At 72.4% G+C, this 16,149-nt stretch carries 18 protein-coding genes; 5 read left to right on the forward strand and 13 right to left on the reverse strand.

The window, feature by feature from the left end; genetic code table 11:
- Positions 1–8: 8 nt before the first annotated feature.
- The 8 genes from IF19_RS0130670 to IF19_RS1000000138980 all read right to left on the reverse strand — a co-directional run bounded on the left by IF19_RS0130670 (position 9) and on the right by IF19_RS1000000138980 (position 5,961).
- Entirely contained in the window at positions 9–1,202 is a 1,194-nt protein-coding gene (locus tag IF19_RS0130670; RefSeq protein WP_030112215.1) for a methyltransferase domain-containing protein, read from the reverse strand.
- 273 nt (positions 1,203–1,475) lie between these two features.
- Complete coding sequence (locus tag IF19_RS0130680; protein WP_030112214.1) at positions 1,476–2,324, reverse strand: helix-turn-helix domain-containing protein; 849 nt, start codon at positions 2,322–2,324, stop codon at positions 1,476–1,478.
- 9 nt (positions 2,325–2,333) lie between these two features.
- Positions 2,334–2,891 carry a DUF6879 family protein gene (locus IF19_RS0130685; RefSeq protein ID WP_324605236.1) on the reverse strand — a complete coding sequence of 186 codons (558 nt, stop codon included), beginning with the start codon at positions 2,889–2,891 and terminating at the stop codon, positions 2,334–2,336.
- A complete protein-coding gene (locus tag IF19_RS0130690) occupies positions 2,833–3,114 on the reverse strand; it encodes a hypothetical protein (RefSeq protein ID WP_050494005.1) in 282 nt (93 codons plus the stop codon). Before IF19_RS0130690 ends, IF19_RS0130685 begins: the two co-directional genes overlap by 59 nt.
- Before the next feature lie 151 nt (positions 3,115–3,265).
- The gene (locus IF19_RS0130695; RefSeq protein ID WP_030112211.1) at positions 3,266–4,483 is read right to left on the reverse strand and encodes a low temperature requirement protein A; all 1,218 of its coding nucleotides are present in this window, start codon (positions 4,481–4,483) and stop codon (positions 3,266–3,268) included.
- Between the two features lie 83 nt (positions 4,484–4,566).
- Positions 4,567–4,992, reverse strand: coding sequence for a hypothetical protein (locus tag IF19_RS0130700; RefSeq protein ID WP_030112210.1), 426 nt, complete (start codon positions 4,990–4,992; stop codon positions 4,567–4,569).
- 93 nt (positions 4,993–5,085) lie between these two features.
- Positions 5,086–5,541, reverse strand: a complete 456-nt coding sequence (locus IF19_RS0130705; protein WP_234310404.1) for a hypothetical protein — start codon at positions 5,539–5,541, stop codon at positions 5,086–5,088.
- Between the two features lie 63 nt (positions 5,542–5,604).
- A complete protein-coding gene (locus IF19_RS1000000138980) occupies positions 5,605–5,961 on the reverse strand; it encodes a hypothetical protein (RefSeq protein ID WP_078580430.1) in 357 nt (118 codons plus the stop codon).
- Between the two features lie 94 nt (positions 5,962–6,055).
- On the opposite strand from IF19_RS1000000138980, the gene IF19_RS0130715 reads away from it, so the two are divergent.
- From IF19_RS0130715 to IF19_RS0130725, 3 genes are all read left to right on the forward strand, one after another.
- The gene (locus tag IF19_RS0130715) at positions 6,056–6,895 is read left to right on the forward strand and encodes a helix-turn-helix domain-containing protein (protein WP_030112207.1); all 840 of its coding nucleotides are present in this window, start codon (positions 6,056–6,058) and stop codon (positions 6,893–6,895) included.
- Complete coding sequence (locus IF19_RS0130720; RefSeq protein ID WP_030112206.1) at positions 6,892–7,110, forward strand: DUF397 domain-containing protein; 219 nt, start codon at positions 6,892–6,894, stop codon at positions 7,108–7,110. Before IF19_RS0130715 ends, IF19_RS0130720 begins: the two co-directional genes overlap by 4 nt.
- Positions 7,111–7,677: 567 nt before the next feature.
- Complete coding sequence (locus IF19_RS0130725) at positions 7,678–7,869, forward strand: hypothetical protein (protein ID WP_030112205.1); 192 nt, start codon at positions 7,678–7,680, stop codon at positions 7,867–7,869.
- 110 nt (positions 7,870–7,979) lie between these two features.
- Here IF19_RS0130725 and IF19_RS0130730 read toward each other — a convergent pair whose 3' ends face one another.
- From IF19_RS0130730 to IF19_RS0130740, 3 genes are all read right to left on the reverse strand, one after another.
- Complete coding sequence (locus IF19_RS0130730) at positions 7,980–8,792, reverse strand: MerR family transcriptional regulator (RefSeq protein WP_030112204.1); 813 nt, start codon at positions 8,790–8,792, stop codon at positions 7,980–7,982.
- Between the two features lie 102 nt (positions 8,793–8,894).
- Positions 8,895–9,428, reverse strand: a complete 534-nt coding sequence (locus IF19_RS0130735) for a VOC family protein (RefSeq protein WP_030112203.1) — start codon at positions 9,426–9,428, stop codon at positions 8,895–8,897.
- 115 nt (positions 9,429–9,543) lie between these two features.
- Complete coding sequence (locus IF19_RS0130740; protein WP_050491164.1) at positions 9,544–10,404, reverse strand: alpha/beta fold hydrolase; 861 nt, start codon at positions 10,402–10,404, stop codon at positions 9,544–9,546.
- 227 nt (positions 10,405–10,631) lie between these two features.
- Here IF19_RS0130740 and IF19_RS0130745 point away from each other — a divergent pair, with 227 nt between their 5' ends.
- Both IF19_RS0130745 and IF19_RS0130750 read left to right on the forward strand, forming a co-directional pair.
- Complete coding sequence (locus IF19_RS0130745) at positions 10,632–11,426, forward strand: M15 family metallopeptidase (protein WP_030195308.1); 795 nt, start codon at positions 10,632–10,634, stop codon at positions 11,424–11,426.
- 156 nt (positions 11,427–11,582) lie between these two features.
- Positions 11,583–12,650: a TY-Chap domain-containing protein gene (locus IF19_RS0130750; RefSeq protein WP_030112199.1), complete on the forward strand. Its 1,068-nt coding sequence runs from the start codon at positions 11,583–11,585 to the stop codon at positions 12,648–12,650.
- A gap of 36 nt (positions 12,651–12,686) precedes the next feature.
- On the opposite strand, the gene IF19_RS0130755 is transcribed toward IF19_RS0130750, so the two are convergent.
- Both IF19_RS0130755 and IF19_RS0130760 read right to left on the reverse strand, forming a co-directional pair.
- Positions 12,687–14,237, reverse strand: coding sequence for a DUF6056 family protein (locus tag IF19_RS0130755; RefSeq protein WP_030112198.1), 1,551 nt, complete (start codon positions 14,235–14,237; stop codon positions 12,687–12,689).
- A gap of 7 nt (positions 14,238–14,244) precedes the next feature.
- On the reverse strand, positions 14,245–15,885 hold the full coding sequence (locus IF19_RS0130760; protein WP_030112197.1) for a glycosyltransferase: 1,641 nt from the start codon (positions 15,883–15,885) through the stop codon (positions 14,245–14,247).
- Positions 15,886–16,149: the final 264 nt, after the last annotated feature.

Genomic DNA, 16,149 nt, shown 5'->3' on the forward strand with positions numbered 1-16,149 from the left:
GCCGGCGCTCAGCCCCGTACGGGCACCGGGTTGTCCGGGGTGTCCAGCCACGGCGTGTGCCTGCCGTCGGGGGCGATGGTCAGGCCGAACCGTTCCGGCCCGGGGCGGCCGGACTCGCGCCACCAGCCGTGGGCGGCCTCGACCGACGCCCACAACCGGCGCGGCCCGTGCTCCCACACGGTGAAGCGGTCGGTGGTCCGCCCGTCCAGGTCCACGGCCGCCCAGGAGGCCGCGTCGGTGGTGGCCAGCCAGAGGCGGGAGGCGACGCCCTTGACGTCGGGGTTCTCGTGCCAGGTCCGCCAGACGCCGGGCAGTTGCAGCCCGATCGCGAACTGCGCGGCCCAGTCCCCGCCGGCGACCGCCCCGGGGGCCAGCCGGGTCGCGGACTCCTGCGGCACGTGGTGGTCCCGCACCACATCGCGGTAGATCCGCAGGTCCGTACGCTGCCCCCGCATCAGCATGAACGCCGAGTACGGCGAGAAGGAGCCGGACGCGCCCCCGTACCCGTCGACGGTGAGCCTGAGCAGCCCGTAGCAGAGCCAGGGCGACTCCCACGGTACGAGGACGATCCCGCCCGGCCGCGTCCCCTCGATCCACGCCGGAGGGACGGACCGTACGGAGCAGGTCGCGACGGTCCGGTCGTACGGGCCTTCGGCCCCGGCCCCCCGCGCCCCGTCGCCCCGGACCGTCCGGACGCCGAGCCCCGCGTCCTCCAGCCGGGCCGCCGCCCGCGCCGCCAGCGCCGGGTCCACCTCGACGGTGGTCACCCGGCCCGGTCCGAGGCGGTGGGCGAGGAGTGCCGCGTTCCACCCGGTCCCGGTGCCGATCTCCAGGACGCGGTGGCCGGGGCGCACGTCCAGCAGGTCGAGCATGCGGAAGACGATGGACGGGGCGGACGCGGAGGAGGAAGCCCAGCGCTCCCCCGGTGCGGCGGTGCCCCCGTCGTTGACCTGGGTGACGACGGCGGTGTCGGCGTAGGCGTGGCGCAGCCAGTCCACCGGAGCCGCCTCCCGGTCGCACTCCACCAGGTCCTCGCCCACCCAGACGGTCCCGGGCAGGAACGTGTGCCGGGGCACGCCCCTGAAGGCGGCCTCCCACACCGGGGCCATCGGCGCGCCCAGGCTCTCGTTCACCGAGTCGAGCAGGCCGGCCGCCAGGGCGGTCACGTCGTCCGCCCGCTCCTCCACTCCGTTCGCCTCCATGCGCGGTGCGCCTACTTTCCCTTGTGCTTCGGCTCCGGCGCCGGCTTGGCGGTGTCGGACGACGGCTTCGCCGTGCCCGGGTCCTTGCCACCCGCGTGCTTCCCGTCGCCTTTGCCTGTTCCCCAGCCCATGGCTCTCGGTTCCTCTCCCCTGATCGGTCGTGAACGGCTCGGTCGCATCGCAATCTGGCCGTCCGCGTACGTCACTGCGATACGTCGAACGTAGGGAAGGGGCGGGCAGGGAAGCCACGTTGTTGCATGTGATTGCGCGGATTCACCGGAGGGAGTCCAGAGCTGCCACGATCAAGGCGCGCGCGTCGACCCCGTACACAGCCATCTCAGCCAGTTCGGCGAAGGTGTCGGCGTACATCGCGACCTCGCTGGGTTGCGTGAGCGTGAGGTAGCCGGAGACCAGCTCGACGTTGGTCCGGTCGCTGTCGAAGATCCAGAACCCTTCCACAGGCATTCTGGAACGCTCCGCGCTCGTCGGGATCACTCCGAGACTGACGTTGGGCAGAGAACCCACGGTGAGAAGGTGGCCGAGCTGCCCGACGAGCACGTCCGTTCCGCCGATGCCGTTGCGCAGAACCGGCTCCTCCACGAGGAACGCGAATCGGCGTCCTCCTTCGTACAGCACACGCTGCCGCTCCATACGTGCGGCCACGGCCTCCGCCACGTCGTCGACCTCGACACGTCGGCGCTGAACAGCACGCAACACCGCCTCGGTGTACCCGCGGGTCTGGATGAGCCCAGGAACGAACCACGACGAGTAGGACCGGAAGCGGCGCGTGCGCTCGAACAGCGGCAAGCGCGCTTCTTGGGCCTGCTTGAGCCCCGCTTGCTCCATGCGCCGCCAGCCGATCCACATTCCTTCGGCGCTCCGCAGCGATGCGAGAAGGTCGGCGGTCTGGTCCTCCGCACCGCACGCCCGGCACCAGGCCCGGATGTCACCGGTCGACGGGGGCGTGCGGGCGTTCATGATCCGGGAGGACTTGGAGGGGTGCCAGCCGCAGCGCACGGCGAGCTCCCGCCCGGTGAGCCCGGCGTCCCGTGCGAGGCCGGCGAGCCGGTCCGCGAGGATTCGCCGTGCTTGCTGCGCACTCGAAGAAGGTGACTCGGCCATGGCTACGTGTCAGCGGGGTCTGTAGTTCTCATGAGGCGTAGCACGTTCCCACACCGCATCGAAGGCGTCGACACACAGCTTCACCAGTCCGGGGTCAGCCGTGTACTCCCGCCCGTTCTCGTCCAACTCCCCGTGACCGGTGAAGTGGTGGAGGAGAACCCGCTCTCCGTCGAACACCCAGAAGTCAGTGCTGGGCAGCGCGAGGCCGGTCGCCCTCCGCCTGGGCAGCCAGCGCACCGCCTCTCCCGCTGCGACATTCGTGAACGTGATGTCGTACTCGTACGCCACGTAGTCGCTGATCGGTTCCGATACGACTCGGCCCCGCCGGACCGTCACCCCTCGGTCGACGGCGTCGCGCACCGCGTCATGCCAGCCGTTCCACCACGCTGCCCGCTCGTCGCGGTCCAGCCGCGCCCCGTGCTGCCACGCGATGTACCCGGGATCATCGAGGGTGTACGCGTCGCGCAATTCGAGGTGCACCGCGGACTGTCGAGCTTGCGCCAGCGCCTCACGCGCCGGGGGCTGGACGTTCCTCCCGCCCAGCAGCGTGGTGAACCTGCTGAGCAGGAAGGAAGGCCAGCATGGCTGCCGGAAGCCTGATGATCGTCTCGTTGTCCGGAACATCGGTGGAATGACCCGGGATGGAACCGACTTCCTTGCAACTCCCGACTTCCGCGTCAGTCGCTCTGTACGACTGGATCAGAAGGTCTCCGGTCTCTTCGTGGAGCCAGATCGTGGGCGACTCGTCGGTCGGCGAGTCGGGGTCGATCCCGAGGAACCGTAAAGCCATGGCTTGCTCCTGTTGCCGAAGGGTTGCATCGGCATGCACGAGCCTTTCCCTCAAGTGCCGCAGCCGTCAACGCCTCAGAGGGGGCGCAGGGAGGGGAAGGGAGCGACTGGGGGCGCAGTGCCTTGTCACCCGCACCTCGACCCACCCCCCCCTACCCCACCCCGGCCCGCTCCAGCATGCGCCGCTGGTGTTCGCGGCCGAGGGTCTCGTAGCCGACGACCGTCACGAACGGCGCGAGCATCACCACGATCAGGCAGACGGCGAGCGGGGCGCCCGTGACGGCCAGGAGGGCGGCCACCAGCAGGACGGCGGCGGTCAGGCCGATGAGGAGGATGTGGAAGCGGTCGCCCGCCGAGAGCAGCAGGGCGTGCAGCAGGTAGACGACCAGAAGGTAGAGGGCGACGGGGAGGGCCAGGGCGAGCACGACCGTCGTGCGGGAGATCTCCGCGTGGTGCTCCAGGGAGAGGCCCGCCACGTGCAGCCCGGCCCCGGCGCCGGCGACGCCGATGAACAGGGGGATGTGGCCGTACCCGAAGAGGTAGCCCCGGTTGCGGCGGTGTTCCAGGACGTCGCCGAACGGCGTCGTGAAGTAGACCCACCACATGCCGAAGGTGAGGCCGACGCCCACGACGACGACGGCGATCGCGTTCCCGGTCCAGGCCGTGCCGTCGGCCCCGCCGAGCAGTTCGCCCGAGCTGGCGACCGTGCCCACCACGCTCTCCCCGAGCACGATGATGGCGAACAGGCTGTACCGCTCCGCCATGTGGTGCGGGTGCCAGGGCGTACCGCCCGCCGCGCCCTGGGCGAAGACGGGAAGCGCGAGTTCCAGCGCGCCGAGGACGATGAACGCCGCGAAGACGACGTAGACCGGCAGCCCGACGAAGGCCAGGACGACCCAGCCGGCCTGGGCGACCACCGTCCAGCGGATGTTGGCCAGGCAGACGCCACGGAAGCCGGGGGCCTCCCGGGCCGCCCGCCCCCACTGGAGGACCATCGCGATCCGCATCACGACGTACCCGGCGACCATGGCGCGCAGCTCCAGGTGGCCGCCCTCGTCGACGGAGTGGAACATCGCCGGGAGCCCGAGGGAGAAGACGACGACCCCGATCATCTGGACCATCGTCAGGGCCCGGTAGAGCCAGTCGTCGGTGGCGAACGCGGAGGCGAACCAGCTGAAGCTGATCCAGGCGACGCTGATGGCGAACATCGCCATGACGAACGCGGTGACCGCGTGCGCCAGGTGCCCCTCGGCGAGCAACTCCGCGAACTGCGACGACGCCGTGCCCACCGCGACGACGAACGTCAGGTCGAACAGCAGCTCCAGCGGCGAGGAGACCCGCCCGCTCTCCCCCGGGTCGCGGCCGGACATCGGGACGAGCCGTCGCGCCCGGCCGGACGGAGTGCCTTTTTCACGGTCTTTGTCGCTCTTGCGGTGTTCTGGCATGCGCGTCATCATTCCCACGCCCGGCCGTGGCGCCCCGCATCCACGCCGTCGCGCGGCGCGAGGTGCGGGTGCTGCCGCGCCAGTACGGCGTCCACCGCCGCGAGCGTCCCGTCGAGGACGGCCCAGTCGTGGGCGGCGGGGTGCTCCGCGAACAGCCCGCACGCGTCCTCGCCCCGGGGGTCGGTCACGCCGCACCAGGCGAGTTCCGCCAGGGTCGCCCGGTCGCCGCTCCAGCGCGCCCAGACGGCGAGGTGGCGGGGATCGTCCTCCCACAGCACCATCGCGTGGTCCGCGTCGTGCCCGGCGGCCAGCTCGCAGAGGACGTACCCGGCTTCCGGCCGGCGACCGCCGCGCCCGGCGAGCCGCACCAGGAACTCCGGCGGCGGCAGCAGGGTCACGGCGGTGCAGGGGGTGGAGGGATGGGAGGGGTTCATGTGCGGTGGGCCTCCTGTCGCCGTCACGGCGCGTCGCTCTCGGGTCCGTCGGGTGCGTCGGGGTTGCCGGGCGGTCCGGCGTCGCCCGGCGGCTCACGGCGGCCCTGGGTCGCCCGGCGGCTCACGGTGGTCCGGCGGGTCACCGTCGCCCGGCGGGCCCGGGGGCCGGTCGGCGATCAGGTCGCCGAGCGGATCGGTCACCGAGAAGGAGTGCGGCCCGGAGTGGTGGTCGAAGAACGCGCACTGGGTGACCGCCCCCGTCGCCAGGACGCGCAGCCGGGCCGGGCACACCGGCAGCACGTCGAGCCGGTGGACGCGGTGCGCCCCGTCTCCCGACCAGAGCAGCCACAGCTCCTCGCCGAACGTGGTCTCCGACAGCCACAGATGGGCTGCGTGCTCGACCGACTCGTCGTGCTCACCCAGTTCGCACAGCACGAAGTCGTCCTGCTCGACGTAGTCGGTCGGGCGCGCGGGCCCGCCGTCCATCGCGGCGAGCGCCAACAGCGCCTCGGCGTACGGGATGTCGGTCACGGCGGTGCATTGCAGCACGGCGTCAGCCCCCTTCCGTCCACGTCGGACCCGCCGGAGCCCCGCCCGTCGCTTCCTCCCCGTTCACAGCACCTCTCCCCGGCTGCGGGCGTTGAGCCGGGCGGTACGGGCCCGAAGCTGCTCCATGAGCAACGCGGGCCGTACGAATCGGGGTTCGACCTCCCACTCGCGTCCGCCGCCGACCGGCCGGAGGGACCAGTACGGCCCCGCGACGCCCCGGAACTCCCCGACCCGGTCACCCCGGCTCGTATCCACCAGCAGGACCCCACGGGTTGGGACGGCGGAGGCAGGGGGGACGCCCGGGGCAGCAGGGCCGGCGGGGACGCCCGGGGCAGCAGGACCGGCAGATCCGGCCGAAGGCTCGCGTAAAGGCTGCTCCGGGGGCTGTTCCGCATTCGGGCTGGCGTTCTCGCCGTACACCGTTCGCTCCTCTCTGTAGCCAAACGGCTACCGGGGCGACACAGCGTGGCCTAGCGTGAGACTCGCCATCAACGTTTCAAATCCGGGGGGTACGTTGGTAAACCGTCGAGAACTCAACCCCCACGCGAGCCCCGAGGCTGCGTACGGTGCGCGCCTGCGCAGTGCGCGGGAGGCCCGTGGCTGGAAGCAGGACGAACTCGGCTTACGGTGCGGATACTCGGGACGTCACGTCTCCGGCGTGGAAACTTGTACCAAGTCTCCAACCCGCCCTTTCTCGATCGCGATCGACGGCGCGTTCGGCTTCGCCGGAAGCATCGATTCGTTCGAGCGGGAATGGCTCAAGATCAAGCGGGGCGTGCTTCTCCAGGGATTCCCGGAGTACGTGGTACTGGAGGCAGAAGCCACGGAGATCAGGCTGTTCGAGGTGGGAGTGATCCCCGGCCGGTTGCAGACCCGGGCGTACGCGCAGGCACTGGCCAACGCGGCGGTCGTACGTGGCGTCATCAACCATGACCAGGCCGAACAGCGCGTCGCTTTGCTGATGGAGCGCCAGCAGGCACTGATCAGGCTCATCCCACCGATGATCATGTCGGTACTGGACGAAAGCTGCATCCGTCGGACGGTCGGCGGTCTGGCCGTCATGGAGGCGCAGTTGCGGCATCTGGTCGACTTCGCCGCGCAGGGCCACACCATGCTGCAGATCGCCCCCTTCAGCATCGGAGAACGCCGCCCCTTCAACCGGGCCGTGAACCTGCTGACGCTCCGGGACCGGTCCTTGGTCTCCTATGTCGAGTCCGAGACGCAGGGCTATCTGGACCGTGAACTGACCTCAGTTCTCCCCGTAATGAGGGGCTACCATCAGTCGCAGGCCGCGTCTCTGTCCCAGGCGGGGAGCGTGGACATGATCCACCAGCAACGAAAGGGCATCTCGTGACGACCAAGTCCACGACCCAGCAGTGGGTCAAGTCCACCTACAGCGACAACGGCGGCACCTGCGTCGAGTGGGCCCCGCGCACCGCGATCCTCACCGGCACCGTCCCCGTACGCGACTCGAAGACCCCCGACGGCCCGGCCCTCGCCCTCACCGCCGACGCCTTCACCGCGTTCGTGGCAAGCGTCAAGACCGGCGACTTCACCCCCGCCGCCTGACCCCAAGCCACCGCCACCCGGTTACGCCCCACCGCGCCCGCACACGCTGGCCGCACGGTGGGGCGTACTGCTGCCGGAACGCGGGAACGGGAGCCGCCGCCTCCATGGGGGCGGGGTGCCCCGGACGCCTCCGCTCTCCCGTGCCGGTCCCGGTGGCGCGCGCCGAGCCGGTTCCCGGGCGGCCGTCCGCACTGCCCGCCGGGACCATGAACCGTATCCGGGCGGCCTCTTCCGCAGCCGCCCCGTGCCCGGTATCCAGGAGGACCACGCAGACCGCTCTCACCCCCCGCCCCCGGGGCCGCGAAGGAGCAGTTCGGCTCTCCACCGCGGTAGTCGGACACGGTCAACGCGCCCTGGACCGGTGATCTCGGGGGCACCCACCTGACAGATCTGATGACGCTGCTCGACTAGATCCTCGGCCGGGCCCGGTCCGGCCACACGGACCTGGCGCGCGCGATCGAGGATCTCAAGGGGCACCTGCGCCCCCTCCCGCTCCACCCCACCGCCACCGCGCGGCTTCAGCAGCAGGCACCGCCCGGAAGCGCCAACCGGCTGCACTACCAGGGCGTGAACCTGGAGAACGCGGGTGAGGACGTCCCCACGGAGGAGCGCCGGGTCGAGTTCCGCGATCTCGCGGCGCAGAGCAGCTACCAGGAGCTGATGAGCGATCTCGGCTACATCAACCGGCTTCTGCTCGACGTGCGTTCCGAAGTCCTGGGCGCGCAGAACAGCCGCCTGGCGGCCCGCAACGGCGCCTGAGCCGACGCCCTCGCCCCGGCGCACGGCCCAGGCCCCTAACCCGGGGCTCCTCACCCCGGGGCCCTTTTACCGGCACACGGCCCAAGGCCCTCACCTGGGCTCCGGTGCGCCTACCGGCCCCCGTCCCACGCCGCCGTGTCGGGGTCGATGCCATGGGCGCGGGCGTCAGCGTCGACAAGGCGGCGGAACCAGCCGGCCAGCCCCTCGCGGACGCCGTCGTAGTGGGCGGCGAACCCCGGATCGTCCTCGTACACGCGGGCGAGGCAGACCTGCATCTCCCGGGTGAGGGGGAAGTGCGCGGCGAAGACATCGCGGTGCCGTTCCACGAGCCGGTGCGCCTGGGGGCTGCCGGGGGCGACGCCGGCGTCCATCGCCTCCCCGAGGGCCTGGTCGAGGGCGGCGATGTCGTCGGCGACGGCCTGCCACTCCTCCGGGGTGCGGGAGGCGGAACGTTCCGCGTACTGCCGCCACTGCGGGGTGTCCCCGTAGAGGCGGCGGGCCTTGACCGGGCCTTCCGGGTCCCAGCGGGGGCCGAAGATCTCGGTCTGCTCCTCGATGGACAGGAGCAGACCGCGCTCGTGGGCGTCGATCATCCGGTCCAGTCCGCCGATCAGCCGCTGGAGTCGGTCGATCCGCCCGGCGACCTGGGCGCGCTGCGCGCGCAGCGCGCCCGGGACGTCCGTGGTCGCGTCGTCGATGACGGCCCGGATCCGGTCCAGGCCGAGACCCAGCTCGCGGTAGACGACGACGCGGTGCAGGCGTTCCAGGTCACCGGCGGTGTAGAGCCGGTACCCGGCGGCCGTGCGCAGCGACGGCCGCGCGAGCCCGATCTCGTCCCAGTGGTGGAGCGCGCGGACCGTCACGCCCAGGCGCGCCGAGGTCTGGCCGACGGTGAGGCCGTCGCCGTCCGTTGTCTCAGCCATGCCTCTCATTCTCGCCGTCGCCGTCGCCCTCGCCACCACCCGCTCGACCGTCCGCTCCGCCGTCCTCCCGTCCGCTCGGCCGTCCCCCCTCCCGCTCCGCCGTCACCCCTCCCGCCCGTCGTCACCGCTCCCGCCGGGCGGGGTGATCCCGATGTCCGCGAGGTTCCGCGCCTCCTGGCTCGCCGGATCGAAGGGCTTCGCCGCGGTGAAGACGATCCGCGCGTTCTCGGGAGTGATCACCTCCACGTCACGGGTGTTCCAGGGGGTGTCGCGGGGGCCCTCGACCGCGTCCGGGCGCAGCGCACGGCAGTCCCGGGCGAGGGCTTCGACCTGGCCGAGGACGCCCGAGAAGCTGAAGCTCATCGCCGGGGGCTGCTCCGGTACGCTCTCCGCCGCGACGAGCAGGACGTCCTGGAAGGCCCAGCGGCGCAGGTGCACCAGCGTGCCGGGGACGGCGAACAGCTCGAAGAACCCGAGGCCACGGGTCCAGAAGTCCACCGACGCCGCCAGATCGTCGGTGGGGATCGTCACGAAGGACGGCATGCCGTAGATGCCGTGGAACGGCTCCGGCGGGACGGCGTCGGGGCCGGGGGCGGGTACGGGGCTCATCTCGAACGCGTTGTAGTAGTCGCTCATGGCCCCCACCTTTCAGCCTCACGCAGCGTGAGGGTCAAGCGGAGTTTCCGGCCGCCCCGCGCCCCGGGCCGGGCGCGGGGCGGCCGGGCCCGGCGGAACGGCCGGGCCGGGGGCGTCAGCCCTTCAGGAACTGGATGACCTCCGGGGCGACCTTCTTCGGAGCCATGACGACGGCCCCGTGGTTGAGGCCGGGCAGGGTCCGGTGGTCGGCCTTCGGCAGGATTCCGGCGAGCGCTCCGGCCGCCCGCTGGAAGGCCGCCGGGCTCTTGCCGCCGGTGAGGACCCGGGTGGGGACGTCCACGCCCTCCCACTCCCCCGCGTCGAGCGGCCTGCCCCGCTGGGTGTCGCCCATGACCGCGATGTCGTACGGAAGGGTGCGGGCCAGGCCGACGAGGTTCTTCCAGATCTTCGGCATGAGCTTCATGAAGAAGACGGCGATGCCCGGCATGCCCTGCACCCTCGTCATGAAGTACTTCACCGCGTCGGCGTCCCGGCCCTGCTCCAGCAGTGCGCCGACCTGCTCCGCGAGGTCCAGGGGCGGCCCGGCGTCGCCCTCCGCGATCACGAACGGCGGCTCGTACAGGGCCAGTCGGTCCACCTTCACGCCTGCGGCCGCCGCGCGCAGCGCCAGGACCGCGCCGGAGGACGAGCCGAACAGCGAGGCGGAACCGCCGACGTGGTCGACCAGGGCGGCGATGTCCTCGATCTCGCGGTCGACGGCGTAGGCGTCGGCGTCACCGCTGGCGCCCCGTCCGCGCCGGTCGTAGTTGATCACGGTGAAGTGGTCGGCGAGCAGCACGGCGAGCTTCTCCGTGTCGGAGCGGTCGGCCAGCGCGGAAGCCACCAGGATGACGGCGGGGCCACTGCCCGACAGCTCGTAGGCGATCTCGGTGCCATCCGCGGAGCGGGCGACGCCGGTGGCCGCCCCGCCGGCGCCGGCGCCGCCGGTCTGAGTACGGCCGTGGTCTGCGGTCATGAGTAGCTCCCGTTCTGCGTGAGGAACGTCAGGGAAAGAGCGACGAGAGAGTCGCCCTCGTACAGACCTTCGGGCCGTCGGAAACTCATCGGCGGGCGGAGAAGTCACGCGTACGGTGGCCCGCCTGGCAGCATGTTGACATGAGCTTGACACTCTCTTGGTCGCACCGGAGGCTCGGAGTCCCCCCACACACCATGGACAGCTCGATCACAACGAGGTGGAGACCCATGCGATCACGCCCCATCGGATTCCTCGTCTCGGCCGTCGCCGGCGCGGCCCTCGCGTTCGGCGGCACGACCACCGCCTCCGCGGGCCCGGCCCCCACTCCGGCCCCCGCCCCGGCCCCCGGCTCCGCGTCGGCGACGGACGTCCGGGCGGCCGACGGCTGCTACACCTGGAGCGGGACGCTCCGGGAGGGCTCCAGCGGTGAAGCCGTACGCCAGCTCCAGATCCGGGTCGCGGGCTACCCCGGGACCGGGAACCAGATCGCCATCGACGGGCAGTTCGGCCCGGCGACCAAGGCGGCCGTCGCGCGCTTCCAGGCCGCGTACGGGCTGGGCTCCGACGGCATCGCCGGCCCCCAGACGTTCAACAAGATCTACGCGCTCCAGGACAACGACTGCACGCCGGTCAACTTCACCTACGCGGAGCTGAACCGCTGCAACTCCGACTGGTCCGGGGGCAAGGTCAGCGCCGCCACCGCCCGCGCCAACGCCCTGGTCACCATGTGGAAGCTCCAGGCCATGCGGCACGCGATGGGCGACCGGCCGATCACCGTCAACGGCGGCTTCCGCAGCGTCTCGTGCAACAGCTCGGTCGGCGGTGCGGCCAACAGCCGCCACATGTACGGGCACGCGGCCGACCTCGGCGCGGGTTCCCAGGGCTTCTGCGCCCTCGCCAAGGCCGCGCGCAACCACGGCTTCACGGAGATCCTCGGACCGGGCTACCCGGGCCACAACGACCACACCCACGTGGCCGGCGGCAGCGGCCGCTTCTGGTCCGCGCCGAGCTGCGGCATCTGAGGCACGCCGGGGGCGGGGCTTCCCACGGGGAGGTCCCGCCCCTCCCCCGATCAGGCCCGCCCCTCCGCGTCCCCGCCGGGAGGTCCCGCCCTCCGCGTCGCCCGTCGCGTCGGGCGGAGCGACCGCCCCCGGACCCGCCCCGCTACTGTCTGCCGGATGGAGACGCACACGATCCCCCGGGGCCACTGGTTCGACGACGACGACTTCCGGACGCTGGTGAAGCAGGTCATGGGACTGCGACCGCGCTCATGGAGCCTCGCGGAGGTCGAGCGGGCCACGGCCGCACTGGGCTGGGAGCTGCGCGAGCCGAGAACCGTCGGGCACCGGGTGTGGCGCAGATTCGCTCCGCGCACGGGCCCGTCGTACGGATACGGGCTCCTGGAATCCGACGTGTCCGATCCCGAGCGGATACGCAGGCTCAACCTCAGCCTCATCGATCTGCCCGACGAGGGCGAGGATGACGTCGCCGTCGCGGACCGGATACGCGCCGCCTGGTGGGTCATGGAGGACGAGCTGGGGCCGCCCGCGATGTGGGGAGGCTACTCGGGCCCGTGGACGCTGTGGCGGCGTACCGACGTCGGCGACCCCCGACTCGCCGCACTCCCCGACCTCCTGCTGCACGCGCACGACGACGGGCGGATGAGCCTCGACCTGCTGCCGCCCGGCTCGGACGCCGACGCGGTGGGGCAAGCAAGCGTCCGGGGCCGCTGGTACGCCACCGAACCGTCCGACCTGCCGCCCGCCTCCGCGCCGACCGCCACGGCCCTGCCCCCCGGCACCACCTGGGAGGACGTCGAGAAGCGGCTGGCCCAGGCCCTGCGGACACTCGGCCGCGGCATGCCCTTCCTCCCCGGCCGGTTCATCCTCCACCTGGGGGCGGTCGGCGATCCGCAGCGCTTCGTCCAGTGCTGGAGCCAGGACCTGGGCCTCGTCATCGAGGCCACCGGCTTCCTCCACCACCCGGACGCGGCCAACCCGGCTCAACTGACGCGCGACGGCTGGGACTTCTCCCGTTCGATCTGGCAACGCCGCTTCCCCGACGCCATGAAGGACTACGAGCACGCGACGATCGCCGCCCGTCTGCTGATCGGGGAACTGCGGCACATCGGCGTCGAGTTGGCCGACCTCTCCTACGACGGCACGATCAGCGGGCGCGGCCGTGGCTTCCACCTGGAGCTGCCGGACCTGCTCGTCCCGCGCGTCCACCAGCCCGCCTCCGACTGAGAGGGCTGCCGGACCGCCGCACCGCACCCGCACCCGCTACCTCCCCCGGCTCCCGTCCGTGACGCGGTCGAGGTGGTAGAAGTCCGCGACGCAACCGCCGGGCCAGTAGCGGCGGCCTCCCTCGCTGAACGGCTCCAGCATCTGGCTGATCACCAAGCGCTCGTACGGCAGAACCCGCTTGCCGTCCGCCGCGCCCTCGCGCAGGCGGTGGTCCTGGGCGTCCCACTTCTCGGCCCGGTCCCGCAGCTCCGTGCCCAGGTCGGTCAGGGCGACGGCCGGACCGAGGCAGGCCAGGACGCAGAGCGCGGCGCACACCGCCTTCGCCGGGGTCGCGGTACGGGGGGCGAGGCGGCGGAGCGCCAGGCCGAGCAGGGCCCCCGCGCCGACGAGCAGGATCACGTACAGCAGGAGGTAGTCGTTCCACAGCCGGTTGGCGCTCGGAGCGCTCACCCGGGCGCCGAACACCGGGTAGGCGATGACCGTGCAGAGGTAGCCGGAGACCAGCAGCACGAGCACCCCGGCGGTGACGAGCAGCGGCCAGTGCGCGGGCGGGCGGGGCGTCGCGCCGTCGGCCCGTCGGCACAGCAGCCCGAGCAGCACGCCCGCCGCGACCGCGCCGACGTACTGCCAGGTGGTGACCACGGTGACGGTGATCTCGGCGAACGCCCGCAGCGACGCGGCCAGGGAGTCCGAGGAGAGCAGGGACGTGGTCTCCGCGCCGAAGCGCTCCCTGCGGTTGCGGGAGCCGGGCGAGGTGATGAGGACGAGGGCCCCGGCCGCCGTTCCGGCGATGCCCGCCGCGCACCACAGCCGGACGAACGCCCGCTGCGGCGCGGCGACGACCCGGCCGGAGACGAGCAGGGCGGCCAGCAGCACCATCACCACGACGATCGCCGTCTCCTCCGACAGCGTGGCGAGGAAGGCCGCCGCAAGCAGCGCGACGGCCACGGCGAACGCCCGCCCCCGGACCGAGCGGGCGAGCAGCAGCGGGATCAGGGCGGCGCAGGCCAGGACGGGCGGCAGCGTGTGCGAGACGGACGCGGCGGGCCAGTAGAACGTCTTGTACGTGTTCGGCGTGGCGAACAGGAAGAGCGCGGTGGTCATGGCCGCCGTCAGGAGCGGCAGTCCGCGCGGCGTGCGCAGACCCGCCCGGCGCAGCGCGAGGACGGCCACCACCCACAGCACGGCGACCACCAGGACGCCGCTGACCAGCGGGAACCACTGGTGTCCGGCGACCTGGAACTTCGCGTACGCGCCGACCAGCAGCGCGTTGGCGAGCCGCCCGTTGTCGTCGAGGTAGAACTTCCCGACCAGGCCGGCGACGCCCTCGTCCCGGACGAGCGGCAGGAAGCACCAGTCGTCCGCGCCGGGCCGCACCCACCGCCCGGCCCAGGCCGCGGCGGCGAGCAGGGCGAGCGGCGGCAGGGCGAGCGCGGTCACCCAGAGGGCGGTCCAGGGGCGGCTGCGGCTCCCGGGGCGGCCCTCGTCCTGGCCCCGGCCTCGGTCTCGGCGGCGGCCGGTCGGGCCGGGGGCGGTCGGGTGCGGCCGGTCCGGCGGGGTCGCCGTCGCGGGAACGTCGTCGGACATCGCGGCCTCACCGGTCCTGGGGCGAGCGGGTGGGGAGCGGCGCGGGCCCGGGGCGGCCGGACGCCGGTTCGGCCGCGCCCCCGGCCCCCGTCACCGTCTCCGTACTCGTGGCCGTCTCCGTACCCGCGCCGATGCCCTGGCCCGTCCGCGTGCCCGCCACCGCCTGGGTTTCCTCCCGCTCCGCCGCCCCGGCGTCCGCTTTCGCCTCCCGGGCGGCGTCCGCTCTCGTCCGGCCCGAGGTGATCGCCCAGCGCGCCAGCAGGAACGAGACCGGGGTGACGAGGACGCCCGCCGCGAGCGCCGCGAGGTTCTTGTCCATCCCGAGGCCGCTGACCGCGCCGTAGAGCAGCGCCCCGGACGCCACCAGGTTGACCAGGCTGGAGAGCGGATAGCGGACGAACGCGTGCCAGGTCGGCCGGGTCCGGCAGGTGACGTAGGAGTTGAGCAGGAACGAGCACACGATGCTGACCGTGTAGCCGATGACATGGGCGGTCAGGTACGGGATCCAGCGGTTGAGCGTGGCGTAGACACCGAGGTAGACGGCGGTGTTCACACACCCGATGAGGACGAAACTGGCGAACTGGCGCATCGTGCGGGCCCGCCCCGGGCGGGCGGCGGCGGGGTCGGCGGGGCGCTCCACCACCCGGCCGCCGGTGAGCACGGCGCGTTGCGCCGGCCCCTGCCCCGGCCCCTGCGGCAGTCCGTCGGGCAGCGCCCGGCAGGTCGCGTCCGTCTCGCGCACGACGTAGGGCGGGCGGTGTTTCGCCTCGTGGTAGATCCGGCCCACGTACTCCCCGATCACGCCGAGCGTCACCAGTTGGATGCCGCTGAGGGCGACGACGGCGGTGAGCAGGGTGGCGTACCCCGGCGTGTCCGCGCCGTGCAGGACGACGCTCACGACCGTCCACAGGGCGTAGGCCAGGGCCGAGACGAAGACCCAGAAGCCGGTGTAGATCGCGAGGCGGAGCGGGCGGTTGTTGAAGGAGAGCAGTCCGTCGATGCCGTAGTTCAGCAGCCGCTTGCTGCCCCACTTGGAGCGGCCGGCCGCCCGCTCGCTGTTGCGGTAGCGGAAGGTGACGGTGTCGAAGCCGATCCAGGAGAAGATCCCCTTGGAGAACCGATTGCTCTCGGGGAGGGACAGCACGCTGTCCACGGCCCGTCTCGACAGCAGCCGGAAGTCCCCGGAGCCGTCGATCAGCTCCACGTCCATGCAGCGGCGGACGAGCGCGTAGTAGGTGTGGCTGAGCGTGCTGCGGAGCACGCCCTCGCCCGTGCGGTCGCGGCGCGGGATGACCTGGTCGTAGCCGTGCCGATGCAGTTCCAGCATGCGGGGGATCAGCTCGGGCGGGTGCTGGAGGTCGGCGTCCATGATGACGACGGCCGCGCCGCGCGACATGCGGAGCCCGGCGAGCATGGCGGCCTCCTTGCCGAAGTTGCGGCTGAAGGCGGTGTAGTGGGCGCGTGGGTCGCGGGCGGCGATGGCGCTCAGCAGGGAGCGGGTGCGGTCCCGGCTGCCGTCGTCCACGTAGCAGATCTCGAAACTGTCCCCGAGCGGGTCCAGGACGCCGAGCAGAGTGGCGTGGAAGGACTCGATGACCTCGGCCTCGTCGAAACACGGCACGACGACCGACAGCTGAAGGTCCGCCACACGCCACCTCCGGACTCCGGGCCTCGGCACCGGCGGGGCGTGACGGCACCGGGGCCCTGAACGCGCCACGCCGGGCCCATCTGACGCCAGGCGCACACCTTGGTCTCCCCGCACACGCGCGGGCGGCCCCCTTTGTCCGCGCCCTTTCATGCGAACAGCGGACGCGGGCGCAGAATCGTTCACGCGGTCGGCGGCGCGGCCACCGGGCGGTACGGGGGCGGGGGCCTGGGTCGGCGGCGCGCCACCGGGCGGTACGGGGGGGGC

The sequence above is a fragment of the Streptomyces californicus genome (genome assembly GCF_000717645.1).
Classification (GTDB): domain Bacteria; phylum Actinomycetota; class Actinomycetes; order Streptomycetales; family Streptomycetaceae; genus Streptomyces; species Streptomyces californicus.